This window comes from Nisaea sp., from assembly GCF_017640745.1.
Classification (GTDB): Bacteria; Pseudomonadota; Alphaproteobacteria; order Thalassobaculales; family Thalassobaculaceae; genus Nisaea.
Genome location: NZ_JAEPQA010000028.1, coordinates 22,521 through 35,759, shown reverse-complemented (window position 1 = coordinate 35,759; position 13,239 = coordinate 22,521). Strand labels below are relative to the sequence as shown.

Below are 13,239 nucleotides of genomic sequence, written 5' to 3'. Positions count from 1 at the left end.
TTCACGCCGTTCCCGGCGCGGGCGCCAGCTTGCCCCGCGCCAGCGCCAGGAAGAGCAGCCCGGTCCCGAACATGATCAGGCTGTAGGTCGCGGCCGGAATCACGTAGGCGCCGCCTCCGAAGAGCAGCACGCCCACCGCGATGGCGAGCGTCCCGTTCTGCAGCCCGCATTCGATGCAGATCGAGATGCGCTGCGCCGGCCCGCTCCCGAGCGCCAGTGCGCCGAGAAAGGCAAGCAGCATCATGGTGACGTTGAGCGCGAGCGTCACCAGACCGGCCTCCGCGAAATAGGCTGCGACATTGGCGCGTTCCTGGAGGATCGCCCCCGCCAGCACCAGAACGAAGAAGGCAGTCGAGAGCTTCGTCGCATAGGGCATGCACCGCTCCGCCGCCCCGGGGGCGAAGCGCCGGACCAGCATGCCGAGCAGCACCGGAACCGTCACGATCAGGAAAATGCCGATCGCGGTCCTGCCGATGGAGACCTCGCCCGCCAGCGCCTCTCCGACGATGTGCTCGTGAGACATCGCGAGGACCAACGGAACCGTCACCACGCTCAACAGACTGGCGATGGCGGTCAGCGATACCGAGAGCGCCACATCCCCCCGGGCGAGAGATGTCAGGTAGTTCGAGGTGACGCCGCCGGGTGCCACCGCGATCAGCATCACGCCCATCGCGATCTCTGGCGTCAGGGGCCACATGCTGACGAGCAGGAACCCGGCTGCCGGCAGCAACAGCATCTGGAATGCAATTCCGGTGAGCACATCCCGCGGCTGCGTCAGCAGACGGCCAAAATCCCGGACCCGGAGGCCGAGCCCCAGGGTCAGCATCATGAAAGCGAGCACCAGAGGCAGGACGATATCCGTGACGGTTCCCATTTGAACTCCGGTTTGGGATCTGAGCGCCGGCCTCCCGGTGACGGGACGCATGCCTTGCGAAGGTACCGCCATTCGGAGCGTGTTCGTCAATGCCGCAAATAGAACCGGGAGATCACGGCCCGCCATGCACGACGACCGGCAGACCCTCCGCCGGGACGGGTACCTCGAAATACCCCGAGATCAGGTCGAACTCCGCGTCTGTCGGCGCGAAGGCATGCTCACCCGTCGCATTGCGACCCCGCAGCCGCGCCTTGCAGGACGCCTCCGGCAAATCGAGATAATGCAGAAGAGCGGGCACCTCCGCCTCCTCGGCGATGCCGCGCATCCAGCCGCGCAGCTTCCGCGTGTTTGCCGGAAAGTCGAGCGCAATGGAATTGCCTGCTCTGAGCAATCCCACCAGATGCGGCGAGAGCGTCGCCCGCAGGCGCGCGGAGTACCGGACGTAGTCTGCAATACTCTCCATCTCGGGCCCGAACAGACCGCTCATCAGATCGTCTTCCGAGACCAGAAGGGCGCCAGATTGGTCGGCGAGACGTTTGGCGAGAGTCGATTTACCGGCGGCGATCTTGCCGCAGAACAGATGCAAAATAGTGGTCATGGCGCTTTTCCAGGACCGGGCGGCATCGGCCCGGATGCGGGTCTTCCCGCACGAGTTAAACAGGGAGTGTGACGACCCGGCCTGAACCTTCAGACCGGGCCGCTAATAACTCGGCGCACCGTTCCGGCCGCCGTCCTGTTTACCAGCGCATGCATACCTCATGATTACCCGCGCTGGAGCGCCCCGTCACGCGGAATCCGGTTTGCGCGCATCCGCCTCGGGCACTAGAGTCCGCGCCGAGCAATTCATCCAGGGAGGGACTGATGGGCGATTTCATCCAATTGACGGCGTCGGACGGTCACAAGTTCGATGCCTATCTGGCGCAGCCGACCGGGAAGGCGCGCGGCGGTATCGTGATCGTGCAGGAGATCTTCGGCATCAACGCGCATATCCGCAGCGTCGCCGACGATTACGCCTCCGAAGGCTATCTGGCCGTCGCACCGGCACTGTTCGACCGGATAGAGCCGAAGATCGAGCTCGGCTACGAGGCCGAGGACATCGAGAAAGGCCGGGACTTCAAGGGCCGCTGCGCGGATGATGCCGCGCTGCTCGATATTCAGGCGGCGCAAGGCACGGCGGCGGCCGCGGGCAAGGTCGGGGTGGTCGGTTATTGCTGGGGCGGCTATCTCGCCTGGCTGGCGACGACGCGGCTTGAGGGCTTCGACGCCGGGGCGAGCTATTACGGCGGCGGGATCGGTTCGGTGGCGGCCGAGAAGCCGAAATGCCCGGTGATCTTCCATTTCGGCGAAAAGGACCACGCGATCCCGATGGAGGACGTGAACAAGGTCAAGGCCGCGCATCCGGAACTGACGGTCAACCTCTACCCCGCAGGTCACGGCTTCAACTGCGATCATCGTGGCAGCTTTGATGCCACCAGCGCGAAGATCGCCCGCGAACGCACTCTGGAACTATTCGCCGACAAGATCGGCTAATTCGGGGTCTCCTGCCCCATAGAAGGCCGTGCTATCCATTGCCGCGCGCGACTTAGAAGGGATTATGTGCCCTCTTGGGTCGCGCGCGAATAGATTGCTTGGCATCGTTTCTTGAGCCGCGAACGAAGCGACATGGAAGCCCTCGATATCTCCATCAACTACCGTGATCCGGCTTGGATCGCCGTGGCGTTCATGTTCGGTTTGCTGGTACGGCAGATCAACCTGCCGCCGATGGTTGGCTTCCTGATCGCAGGCTTCGTCCTACACCTGCTCGGCGCCGAAGACAGCCCGTTCCTGCGCGCAGTTGCCGATATGGGCGTGACGCTCCTGCTCTTCACCATCGGCCTGAAACTCCGGGTCAACACGCTGTTCCGGCCGGAAATCTGGGCGACGACGACCATTCACATGGCGCTCACCGTCGGTCTTGCGCTCGGTTTCATACTGAGCCTCGGCTGGGCCGGTTTTCTGCTGTTCAGCGCGGTCGATTTCACCAGCGCCCTCATCGCGGCGTTCGCCCTGTCCTTTTCCAGTACGGTTTTCGCCGTCAAGACACTGGAAGACCGCGGCTCGCTGATGTCGCGCTACGGCCAGGCGGCCGTCGGCATCCTGATCATGCAGGATATTGCCGCCGTGGTGTTCCTGGCGTTCTCGTCGGGGAAATTACCTTCCCTCTGGACTTTCGCCCTTCTCGCGCTGATTCCGGCCCGTCACCTGTTGGCCTACATCATGGACCGGACAGGTCATGGGGAGTTGCTGGCGATCTTCGGCTTCAGCATGGCGCTCGGCGGTGCGGCGCTGTTTGAACTGGTGGGCATGAAAGGCGACCTCGGCGCGCTCGCCGTGGGCGTCCTGTTGTCTCACCACGCAAAGGCCAAGCAGCTCGCAAACAACCTGATGACTTTCAAGGACGTGTTTCTCGTCGGTTTCTTTCTCACCATCGGACTGACCGGCCTTCCGACTTGGGAAACGGCGGCAACCGCGCTCGTCCTGATGGTCCTGATTCCGGTCAAGGCCGCTCTGTTCGTCATACTGCTCCAACGTTTCCGGGTGCGGTCGCACGGGGCGGCATTCGGCGGCCTGGTACTCGGCAACGATTCAGAGTTCGGGCTGATTGTCGTTGCGATCGCGATCGGGACCGGCTGGTTGCAACCGGAATGGATGACCGTGGTCGCCATTTCGCTCTGCGCCTCGCTCATTCTCTCGTCGCTGTTCAACGTCTATGCAAACGCGATCTACAACCACTTCCGTTCCAGTCTGACCAGACTGGAGACCGTTCGGCGCCTTCCCGGCGACGAGGATATCGACCTCGGCGGGCACCGCATGCTGATTTTCGGCATGGGCCGCGTCGGGCGGGCGGCCTACGACGAAATGCGCTCTTACGCACAGGATCAGATCGTCGGCATCGATCTGGATGAAGCTCAGGTCGCGCGCAACCTGAAGGAAGGCCGCAACGTCGTGCTGGGCGACGCAACCAATCCGGAATTCTGGTCCCGCCTGATTACGCCCCACGAGGATATCGAGATGATCCTAATCGCCACACCGAACCACAGAACCAATATCGAGGCGGCGATCAGGATGCGCGAGCGCGGCTACACAGGTCCGATCGTCTCCACGGCCCTCTATCCGGATCAGGTCCAGGAACTGCGCGACAATGGCGTCGACGAGGTCTTCAACATCTATGAAGAAGCTGGCAGCGGCGCCGCAAAGCGCATGCACGCGCTGCTGGGAAATACGGAAAACTGAGATCAACCGAAACCAAACAGCATCCTAGGCACCCGGCAGTTCGTAATCCCGAAACTGCTCACGGAGCTCGCGCTTCGAGAGCTTGCCCGTAGCGGTGTGCGGTAGCTCGTCAACGAAGACGACATCGTCCGGCAGCCAGAGCTTCGCGACCTTGTCCGCGAGGAAGGCCTTCATTTCCGCCGCCGTCAGCTGGGCCCCGTCCTTCAGCACGGCAACCAGCAGCGGTCGCTCCCCCCATTTCGGATGTGCCGCCGCGATCACCGCGCATTCGGCGAGCGCCGGATGGGCGAGCGCCGCGCTCTCAAGGTCGATCGAGCTGATCCATTCGCCGCCGGACTTGATGACGTCCTTCGTCCGGTCGACGAGGAAGAGGAAGCCTTCCGGATCGATCCGGGCCACGTCCCCGGTCTTCAGCCAGCCCTCCTCGTCGAAAGCTCCCTCGGAAGCCTCCTCGTCATTGAAATAGGCGTTCATGATCGCCGCGCCGCGGACATGCAGCTCGCCAAAGGCGACACCGTCATGGGGCAGACGCTTGCCGTCGGTATCGACGATCTTGAACTCGACCCCGAACATGCGCCGGCCCTGGGCGGTCTTCAGGTGCATCCGCTCGGCCTCGGGCAGCGCGCGGTGGCGCGGGGTGAAGGCACCGACGGCGCCGACCGGGCTCATCTCGGTCATGCCCCAGCCGTGGATGACATTGACGCCAAAATCGCGCTCGAACTCCTCGATCATCGGCTTCGGCGCGGCCGATCCGCCGATCAGCACATTCTCGAAGCCGTCCGGCTTCCGGCCCTGCTTGCGCATCTCCGCGAGGAGGCCGAACCAGACCGTCGGCACGCCCCAGCTCGTGTTGACCTTTTCCCGATCCATGAAGGCGAAGAGACCGGGCCCGTCGAGCCTTGGGCCGGGCAGGATGAAATCCGTTCCGACCAGCGGCGCGGCGAAGGGCAGCCCCCAGGCATTCACGTGGAAAAGCGGGACCACCGGCAGCAGGGACCGCTCGGGCCGGAGCCCGATTTTCTCCGCCACCGCGAGCAGCCCCATGGTGTGGATCAGGGTCGAGCGGTGCGAATAGAGCACGCCCTTCGGGTTGCCTGTGGTTCCCGAGGTGTAGCAGAGGCCGGAGGCCTGCCGCTCGTCCAGCTCCGGCCAAGTGATGCTGTCCGGCTGGCCGTCCAGCAGCTCCTCATAGACGAGCACGTCGAGCCCGGTCTCCGGCAGATCCCCCCGCGCGCAGAGAACCACATAGCGCAGATCCTTCGGCAGACGGTCGGCCAGCTTCTCGACCAGCGGCAGGAAGCTCGTCTCCAGGAACAGGATCCGGTCCGCGGCATGACCGACGATGTAGAGAATCTGATCCTCGAACAGACGCGGATTGATCGTGTGGCAGACGGCGCCGATCCCTGAGATCGCGTAATAGAGCTCGAAATGCCGGTAACCGTTCCAGGCGAGGGTCGCCACCCGGTCGCCGTCGGCGACCCCAAGCTCTTTCAGCGCATGGGCGAGCCGGCTGACCCGCTTGTGCGCGTCGGCATAGCTGTAGCGGTGCACGTCACCCTCGACCCGCGCCGAGACGACCGACGCGTCACCGTGAATCTCCGCGGCAAAATCGAGGATGCTCGGAACCGTCAGCGGACGGTCCATCATGTTCCCTGGCAGCATTCATTTCCTCCGGCAGAGGCCGGGCTCTCCGGCCCGGTCCGATGCGTGTCGGCGCCGAGTCTAGCAAGCGTCGCGGAGACTTGAACAGGGGCCCGCATTGCCGCCCGGGGCGCGTGGCCCCATAGTTCCGTCAAACGAAGGGAAACGGGAGGGACCGGAATGGAACATAAGGCATTCGCCGCTGGAAATGTCGCGCTGGTGACGGGCGCCGCCCTCGGGATCGGCCGCGCCGCGGCGCTGAAATTCGCGCGTATGGGTCTCAGGGTCTGCATGGTGGATCTGCCGTCCGACGATCTCGACGCGAGCTTCGAGGAGGTCAGCGCGGCGGCGTCCGACGAGGTCGCCGCGGTCCCGGCCGACGTCTCGGATCTGAAGGCGATGGAGACCCTCAGGGACTCGGTCAGGCGCCATTTCGGCGGGGTCGACGTTCTGATGAATAACGCGGCCTCCCGCGTCGGGCGCGGTTTCGATGCCGATCTCGCGGACTGGCGCCGGCTGGTCGAGGTCAATCTCTGGGGCGTGATCCACGGCGTCAAATGCTTCCTGCCGGAGATGGGCACGGGCGGGAAACCGGGCGTGATCGTCAATGTCGGCTCGAAGCAGGGCATCACCAACCCGCCAGGCCACCCGGTCTACAATCTGAGCAAGGCGGCGGTGAAATCCTATACGGAAAGCCTCGCCCACGAGCTGAGGACCAACGGTCCTTCATCCGTGACCGCACATCTTCTGGTGCCGGGCTGGACCACCACCGGCAAGAACGAACACCGGCACGGCGCCTGGCTTCCGGAGCAAGTGGTCGATTACATGTTGACGGGGATCGAGGCCGGCGCTTTCTACATCATCTGTCCGGACGACGAGACCTCGAAGGAAGAGGACCGCCGCCGCATCCTCTGGGGCGCCGGCGATATCACCGAAAACCGCCCCGCCCTTTCCCGCTGGCACCCGGATTTCAAGAACGCGTTCGAGACCTACATTCCATGAGCATTGCCTATCTCGCCGTCTGTGCGATCTTCCGGAACGAAGCACGCCATCTTGCGGAATGGATGACTTTCTACGAACTGCAGGGCGTCGAGCATTTCTTTCTCTACGACGACCAAAGCGATGACAACGGTGCTGCCGAGCTGAAGCCATGGCTCGAGCGCGGGATGGTGACCTATCTGCGCGTCGCTGGCGGCCTCCGACGGCAAGCCGGCGCTTACCAGCACTGCCTCAAGCACCACAGGCAGAAGGCGCGCTGGATCGGCTTTTTCGATTTAGACGAATTCGCCTTCAGCCTCGACCACCGGCCGCTCCGCGAAATCCTTGAAGGCCACGAGAACGTCCCCGGCCTCGGTCTCAACTGGGCGATGTACGGCTCTTCGGGATTCGATCAACAGCCAACCAGCCTGACCATGACCTCCTACCAGCTCCGGGCACCGATCAACGTGAGGGTCACCGATCGCGAAATGCTGATCCCCGGCATGCCGCCCGAACAGCCATCGAGCTACCGTTACCTCTGTTCGCATATCAAGAGCATCGTGAACACGGACGAGGTCGAGGCTTACGTCTCGCCGCACAGTTTCGCCTACCGGAACAACGCCTTTGCCGTCGATGCAGAGGGACGGGAGATCCGCGACACACTCTACAATGCCTTTACGCAGGAACCGCTGGCGGGCCCGATCAGGGTCAACCACTACTGGTCGCGCTCGCTGGGAGAATTTGCGGGCAAGCTGGACTCCCTGCGCGCGGATTCCGACACCCGCAGAGACGCGCAAATGGCGCGCTACAAGGAAACATGGATGAACAAAGCCTATGACCCGGCAATCCTGCCGGCTGCCCGCACAGTCGCGGACCGGCTGGGTCGTCCGTTCGAGCCTGGCACTGAGGCGGACTGGCAGGAACGTCTGGAGGAGCTCAAGGCGCGAGAATTCGACGCGGGCGCCAATTAGCGCCCGCCAACCTCGATCACGGTCCGCCCGCGCACGCCGCCCTCAAGGATCTTCTTCCCGAGCGCCGGAAGGTCCTCCAGCGTGTGCCGCTCGATCATATGATGCAGCTTCTGCATCGGCAGGTCCGTGGCGATCCGCTTCCAGATCTCGAGCCGCCGCTCTTTCGGACACATGACGGAATCGATGCCGAGAATGCTGACGCCGCGGAGCAGGAAAGGCAGGACAGTGGTGTGCAACTCGTTCCCGCCGGCAAGCCCCACGGCGGCTACTGCGCTGCCGTATTTCATCTGCGTCAGGACGTTCGAGAGCGTCGGCCCCGCGACATTGTCGATGCACCCGGCGAAGCGCTCGCCCGCGAGCGGCCGCGACGGCGCCTGCGCCAGTTCTGCACGATCGATTACCTGCGCGGCCCCGAGATCGGTCAGATAGCTGGCCTGCTCCGGGCGCCCGGTGGAGCCTGCCACCGAATAACCGAGATTGGCGAGGATCGCGGTCGCCACGCTGCCGACGCCGCCGGCGGCCCCGGTGACCAGCACGTCGCCCTGATCCTTCTTGAGGCCGTGCCGCTCGAGCGTGTCGACGGACAGCATCGCGGTGAAACCGGCGGTGCCGATCGCCATCGCGTCGTCGAGTGCGATCCTGTCCGGCAGCTTAACCAGCCAGTCGCCGCGGACACGGGCGAGTTCGCCATAACCGCCCCAGTGGATCTCGCCGACCCGCCAGCCGGTCAGCACGACCTTGTCGCCCGCGGTGTAATCGGGATGTTCGGAGCTTTCGACGATGCCGGAGAAATCGACGCCGGGGATATGCGGATAGTCGCGCACCAGCCGGCCGATGCCGTTCATCACCATGCCGTCCTTGTAGTTCAGCGTGGTGTAGGCGACTCGGACCGTGACGTCGCCCTCCGGCAGATCCTCGACCGGGACCTGCTCGATGGCGGCGGTCACCTTCTTGTCGGCCTCGCGCAGCAGAATGGCTTTGAACGTCTCGGTCATTCCCCGATCCCCCCTCAGAAATCAAATCTCATCGCGACCCGGCTGGAGACCGGATATCCGCCAGCCTCCGCCGCGAGCGCGTTTTTCAGTGTCTCCGTCAGACCGTCGCCGGAAAGCGGCCGGAAGCCGATGCGCTCGTAATAGGGCGCATTCCACGGCACATCGGCGAAGGTCGTCAATGTCAGATGGCCGAGCCCCCGTCCGGCGAAGAACCGGCCGAGCGCGCGCACCATGCCGGCGGCCCGCTTCGCGCCGGCAAAGTCCGGATCGACATCGAGCTGCCGCACGTGCAGCCCGTCTCCCGACGGAACGACACGGAGCGCGCCCACCGTCCGGTCCTTATCGTCGACCGAGACCCAGAGCCACCATCGGTCCTGCGCCGTGGCGAGATCCTCGGCGCTGTCGGGCTCGTGATCGGCGATCTCGGGATAGGGACTGTCGAGAAACAGGCGGCCCGCCGCCCGCTGGATCTCCCGGATGCGTTCGATCTCGTCCGGGCGCGCCAGCCGGCTGGGGCCGCCATACATCGCCGCCATGGGACGCCGCTTAGCGCAGCGGCTCGAGGATGGAGACGTAGTTCGCCACCGCGGCCCCGCCCATGTTGAAGATGCCGCCGATCCTGGCATTCTTGACCTGCATGTCGCCGGCATCGCCGCGCAGCTGCATCGAGGTCATGACATGCATCGAGACACCGGTCGCACCGATCGGGTGGCCCTTGGCCTTCAGCCCGCCGGACGGGTTCACCGGCAGCTTGCCGTCCTTGAAGGTCCAGCCCTCCTTGACCGCCCGCGCGCCTTCGCCCGGCGCCGTCAGGCCCATGGCCTCGTATTCCAGCAGCTCGGCGATGGTGAAGCAGTCATGGGTCTCGACGAAGCTGAGATCGTCGAGCGAGAGGTTCGCCGCGCCCAGCGCCTGCTTCCAGGCCTGGCCGCAGCCCTCGAACTTGATGATGTCGCGCTTCGACATCGGCAGGAAGTCGTTCACCTGCGCCGCCGCCCGGAAGGCGATCGCCTTGTCGCGACCGAGCGCGGTTTCGACATCGGTCAGCACCAGCGCCGCCGCGCCGTCGGAGACGAGCGAGCAGTCGGTGCGCTTCAGCGGGCCGGCGACAAACGGATTCTTTTCGGATTCGTTGCGGCAGAACTCGTAGCCGAGATCCTTGCGCATCTGGGCATAGGGGTTGTGCACGCCGTTCGCGTGGTTCTTCGACGCGATCAGGGCCAGCGCGTCGGACTGGTCGCCGTGGCGCTGGTAGTAGGCCTGGGCGATCTGACCGAAGACGCCGGCGAAACCACCCTCGATGCCGGCCTCTTCCTTCAGATAGCTCGCCTTCAGCAGCGTCTCGCCGATCTGCTTGCCCGGCAGCTTGGTCATCTGCTCGACACCGACGCAGAGCACGACGCGCGCCTTCTTCGCGGCGATCAGGTTCAGGCCCTGATGCACGGCGGCACTGCCCGTGGCGCAGGCGTTCTCGACCCGGGTCGCCGGTTTGAAACGGAAATCGTCGGAGCTCTGGAACACCAGGCTGGCGGTGAAATCCTGCGGCGAGAAACCGCCGTTGAAATGGCCGAGATAGACCGCATCCACGTCCTTCGGCTCGAAGCCGGCATCGGCGACGGCCTCGGCCGCGACCTTGACGATCATGCTCTCGACATCATGGTCCTCATGCTTGCCGAAGGGCATATGGGACCAGCCGACAATACATCCGGTCATGAGACTTTCTCCCTGAGTTTCTGGGCCGCAGACGCGGCTTTGCTTTTCCCTAGCAGAAATCGGGGGGCGAGTCCCAGACTACAATGCTGCGGTGCGGGACGGGATCAGTGACGAGCCGGAACGGCAGGTGGCCCTAGAGCGTTTCGACGAAGCGGACCGGCTTGCCGGACGGGCCGCCGACCAGTTCGTCCTCGCGCATGACGAACCTGCCCCGCACAAGGGTCGCCATGACCCAGCCGTTGACCTGCTTGCCGTCGAACGGGGTCCAGCCGCACTTGCTGGCGATCCAGTCGTTGGTGATGGTGCGCTTGGCCTTGAGATCGACGATGGCGAAATCGGCATCGTAGCCGCGCGCGATCCGGCCCTTGCAGGCGATGTTGTAGACCCGCTGCGGGCCGGCGGAGGTCAGCTCGACCAGACGGCGCAGCGAGAGCCGGCCCTCGTGCACATGGTTCAGCATATTGACCAGCAGGGTCTGCACCCCGGTCATGCCGCTCGGGCTCTGCGGATAGGGCTTCGCCTTCTCCTCAAGCGTGTGCGGCGCATGGTCGGAGCCGATCACGTCGACCACGCCTTCCTCGATGGCGCGCCAGAGGGCGGCGCGGTGCCGCTCCTCGCGCACCGGGGGGTTCATCTGGGCGCGGCTGCCGAGCTCCTCGTAACAGTCGGGCGCGGTCAGGGTCAGGTGGTTCGGCGTGACCTCGACGGTCGCGACATCCTTGTTGGCGGCGAGGATTTCCATCTCCTCCGCCGTCGTCACATGCAGGATATGCACGGGCCGGCCAGCCTCGCGGGAGAGTTTCAGGATCCGTTTGGTCGCCCGGACCGCCGTTTCCTCGTCGCGCCAGATATTGTGGACGCGCGGATGGCCCTCCTCGACCGCGATATGCTTGCGCTCCTCCAGCCGGTACTCGTCCTCGGCATGGACCGCAAAACGGCGGCGGCCGTCGGCGAGGATCTTCGCCAGGGTCTCGTCGTCCTTCGCCAAGAGCGAGCCCGTCGAGGAGCCCATGAAGATCTTGATACCGGGGCAGCCCGGCAGGTTTTCGTATTCGTGCAGCTTGCCGACATTCTCCGCCGAACCGCCGACGAAGAAGGCGAAGTCGACCCAGCCGCCCTTCTCGCCGCGCGCGATCTTGTCCGCATGAGTTTCCGGCGAGAGGGTCAGGGGCGTGGTGTTCGGCATCTCGAAGATCGCCGTAACCCCGCCCATCGCGGCCGCCATGGTGCCGTGCGCGATGTCTTCCTTGTGCTCGGCGCCCGGCTCGCGGAAATGCACCTGGGTGTCGATCACACCGGGCAGAATGTGGAGGCCGCTGGCGTCGAACACTTCCGGCGCCGAGTCCGGATCGAAACTGCCGAGCCCCGCGATCTTGCCGTCCTTCACCGCGATATCCATGACCTCGATCGCGCCGGGCGTGGCGACGGTGCCGTTCTTCAGGATCAGATCATAGTGGGACATGGAGCGGGCCTTTCGGGCGGTTCGGTCACGGGAGCGCTAGCGATACCCTCCAATCGCCATCGGACACAAGTCCGCGGCTGCGCAGACGAGACAAGTGACGTGCGGCGCACAAACGGTTACGACATTCCACGGAAACACAATGCCGAATGCGTTTGGGGAGCATCCATGACGTTCGAAAGCAGCGGGGCCGGCAGCATCGGACAAGCCGGCGAGAAAGAACTCGCCACGCACAAGCTGAGCTTCGACACAACCGGCGCGGGCGGGCTGATCGGCCTGCATATCGTGAACCTGATCTTCATGGCGCTGACCCTCCTGGTATACCGCTTCTGGGCCCTCACCCGCATCCGGCGGGCGGTCTGGCCGCGGATGCGGCTCGACGGATCCCCGCTCGAATATACCGGGTCCGGGCTGGAGATCTTCATCGGCTTCCTGAAAGTCTTCGTTCTGATCCTCTTGCCCTACCTCTTCGCATCGAATTGGATCAATTCGAATTTGATCGACCGGGAGCTGGGCCTCAACCCGACGTTCATGGCGCTTTCGCTCCTGCTCGGCATCGGTGCGGTCTTCCTGCTCTCCGCCGCGCGCTTTCTCGCCTACCGCTACCGGGTGAACCGGACGCAATGGCGCGGCATCCGCGGCTCTGTTGGGGGTGCGGCCTATCTCTATGGTCTCAGGGTGCTTTTTTATTATTTCCTGACGGTCATCTCGCTCGGCATTCTGAAACCATGGGCGGACATCAGGCTCCTGCAGTACCGGATAGAGAATACGAAGTTCGGCGGACGCACTCTGGCCTTCGACGCAACCGCGCGCGGCCTCTGGCTGCCATACGTCGTGTTCCTCGCGTTGTACCTTTGTTTCCTTGGTAGCTTTTTCGTGCCCTACCTTACTCTATTCGGGGATTTCCTCGTCGCTCTGTTCTCCGGCAACTTGAACGGTGCCAATCTTGAGCTCAATGACGAGGACCTCAAATCCGCCGCTATCGGAACGTCTTTCGGTCTGGCGCTCGTCTTCGTCCTCGGCGCCGGGCTCGCCTATCTGAACTATCTGGTGGTGTTCTGGAAGAACGTGGTCGGCAAGATCCGGTTCGGCCGCGCCCGCTTCAGTTTCCAGCCGACCCGCTGGCAGATATTCTGTCTCTTTCTCGGCAATGCGCTGATCGTTCAGCTCACCTTCTGGCTGCTGCTTCCGATCGCCTGGCTGCGCAAGGGCAAGTTCCTCGCGAAGCATCTCGTGATCGTCGGTGACCTCGACGAGAACGAGCTGGTTCAGGCGGAGTTCGATACCGGCACAACCGGCGAGGGTTTCCTCGGCGATTTCGATCTGGCCTAGACG

Annotated in this window: 12 protein-coding genes; 5 read left to right on the top strand and 7 right to left on the bottom strand. The window is 64.2% G+C overall.

Annotated features, from left to right (window positions below):
- Position 1 precedes the first annotated feature (1 nt).
- Both JJ959_RS17550 and JJ959_RS17545 read right to left on the bottom strand, forming a co-directional pair.
- Positions 2-874: a bile acid:sodium symporter family protein gene (locus JJ959_RS17550; RefSeq protein WP_292886540.1), complete on the bottom strand. Its 873-nt coding sequence runs from the start codon at positions 872-874 to the stop codon at positions 2-4.
- A gap of 112 nt (positions 875-986) precedes the next feature.
- Entirely contained in the window at positions 987-1,472 is a 486-nt protein-coding gene (locus tag JJ959_RS17545) for an ATP-binding protein (RefSeq protein ID WP_292886537.1), read from the bottom strand.
- A 263-nt stretch (positions 1,473-1,735) separates the two neighbouring features.
- Between JJ959_RS17545 and JJ959_RS17540 the strand changes: the two genes are divergently transcribed.
- Both JJ959_RS17540 and JJ959_RS17535 read left to right on the top strand, forming a co-directional pair.
- Positions 1,736-2,404 carry a dienelactone hydrolase family protein gene (locus JJ959_RS17540; protein ID WP_292886535.1) on the top strand — a complete coding sequence of 223 codons (669 nt, stop codon included), beginning with the start codon at positions 1,736-1,738 and terminating at the stop codon, positions 2,402-2,404.
- Positions 2,405-2,515: 111 nt separating this feature from the next.
- Complete coding sequence (locus JJ959_RS17535; protein WP_292886532.1) at positions 2,516-4,147, top strand: cation:proton antiporter family protein; 1,632 nt, start codon at positions 2,516-2,518, stop codon at positions 4,145-4,147.
- A gap of 24 nt (positions 4,148-4,171) precedes the next feature.
- On the opposite strand, the gene JJ959_RS17530 is transcribed toward JJ959_RS17535, so the two are convergent.
- Complete coding sequence (locus JJ959_RS17530) at positions 4,172-5,809, bottom strand: long-chain-fatty-acid--CoA ligase (RefSeq protein WP_292886529.1); 1,638 nt, start codon at positions 5,807-5,809, stop codon at positions 4,172-4,174.
- A gap of 159 nt (positions 5,810-5,968) precedes the next feature.
- Between JJ959_RS17530 and JJ959_RS17525 the strand changes: the two genes are divergently transcribed.
- On the top strand, positions 5,969-6,790 hold the full coding sequence (locus JJ959_RS17525; RefSeq protein ID WP_292886526.1) for an SDR family NAD(P)-dependent oxidoreductase: 822 nt from the start codon (positions 5,969-5,971) through the stop codon (positions 6,788-6,790).
- Positions 6,787-7,737: a glycosyltransferase family 92 protein gene (locus JJ959_RS17520; protein ID WP_292886523.1), complete on the top strand. Its 951-nt coding sequence runs from the start codon at positions 6,787-6,789 to the stop codon at positions 7,735-7,737. The genes JJ959_RS17525 and JJ959_RS17520 overlap by 4 nt, the downstream gene beginning before the upstream one ends.
- Here JJ959_RS17520 and JJ959_RS17515 read toward each other — a convergent pair.
- The 4 genes from JJ959_RS17515 to JJ959_RS17500 all read right to left on the bottom strand — a co-directional run bounded on the left by JJ959_RS17515 (position 7,734) and on the right by JJ959_RS17500 (position 11,907).
- Positions 7,734-8,732, bottom strand: coding sequence for an MDR family oxidoreductase (locus tag JJ959_RS17515; protein WP_292886520.1), 999 nt, complete (start codon positions 8,730-8,732; stop codon positions 7,734-7,736). The genes JJ959_RS17520 and JJ959_RS17515 overlap by 4 nt on opposite strands.
- Before the next feature lie 14 nt (positions 8,733-8,746).
- Positions 8,747-9,268: a GNAT family N-acetyltransferase gene (locus tag JJ959_RS17510; RefSeq protein ID WP_292886517.1), complete on the bottom strand. Its 522-nt coding sequence runs from the start codon at positions 9,266-9,268 to the stop codon at positions 8,747-8,749.
- A 10-nt stretch (positions 9,269-9,278) separates the two neighbouring features.
- A complete protein-coding gene (locus tag JJ959_RS17505) occupies positions 9,279-10,445 on the bottom strand; it encodes an acetyl-CoA acetyltransferase (RefSeq protein WP_292886516.1) in 1,167 nt (388 codons plus the stop codon).
- Positions 10,446-10,578: 133 nt separating this feature from the next.
- Complete coding sequence (locus tag JJ959_RS17500) at positions 10,579-11,907, bottom strand: dihydroorotase (RefSeq protein WP_292886514.1); 1,329 nt, start codon at positions 11,905-11,907, stop codon at positions 10,579-10,581.
- A gap of 165 nt (positions 11,908-12,072) precedes the next feature.
- On the opposite strand from JJ959_RS17500, the gene JJ959_RS17495 reads away from it, so the two are divergent.
- Positions 12,073-13,236 carry a DUF898 family protein gene (locus tag JJ959_RS17495; RefSeq protein ID WP_292886512.1) on the top strand — a complete coding sequence of 388 codons (1,164 nt, stop codon included), beginning with the start codon at positions 12,073-12,075 and terminating at the stop codon, positions 13,234-13,236.
- The last annotated feature ends 3 nt before the right edge of the window (positions 13,237-13,239 follow it).